The 598-nt window shown below is 61.4% G+C and carries 1 protein-coding gene; it reads left to right on the top strand.

The genetic code is table 11. The features are described from left to right. Window positions 1-59: 59 nt before the first annotated feature. Window positions 60-598 (top strand): transposase (locus AB4Z51_RS45050; RefSeq protein WP_441499786.1); only part of this gene is annotated, 539 nt, incomplete at its 3' end.

Below are 598 nucleotides of genomic sequence, written 5' to 3' on the forward strand. Positions count from 1 at the left end.
GGGCCTGTTGCGTAATTCGTCAATTGTGATTCCCTAGGGCAAAGCCTTGGAGGGTAGCGATGGCGGTCAAGCGGACGGGACAGCCGAGCTTTGTGGAAGCGCTGATGCCGAAGGGMGCCGGCGCCAATGCGGCGCTGGATCGGCTGGCTGGCCTGGTCAAGTGGTACCGGTTCGAGAAGCTGATCGGCCATTTGCGGGATGAAGGGRGSCCCGGTCGACCAGGCTATCCGGTGCTGGTGCTGTTTCGTGCTGTGCTGTTGCAGTCGCTGTATGGTCTTTCGGAGCGCGAACTCGAGGAAGCGCTGGGCGACCGGTTGTCGTTCAAGCGCTTCGTCGGTTTGAGCCTTGAGGATGCGACGCCCGACCAYACGGTCCTGAACCGCTTCCGGAACCAGCTCGTTGAACAAGGCCTGCTGGAGAAGCTGTTTGGCGAAYTGGATCGTCAGCTTGAGAATGCYGGCGTSATCCTCAAGCGCGGCACGATGCTGGATGCGACCTTGATCCAGGCAGTCTCGGCTCCGCCCAAGGAGGATCGCCCCTCAAACGATCCTGATGCCCGGTTTGCCAAACGGCAGGGCAAAAGCGGCTCGACCTTCGG

The organism is Bradyrhizobium sp. 2TAF36 (assembly GCF_052114925.1).
In the GTDB taxonomy this organism is placed as follows: Bacteria; Pseudomonadota; Alphaproteobacteria; order Rhizobiales; family Xanthobacteraceae; genus Bradyrhizobium; species Bradyrhizobium barranii.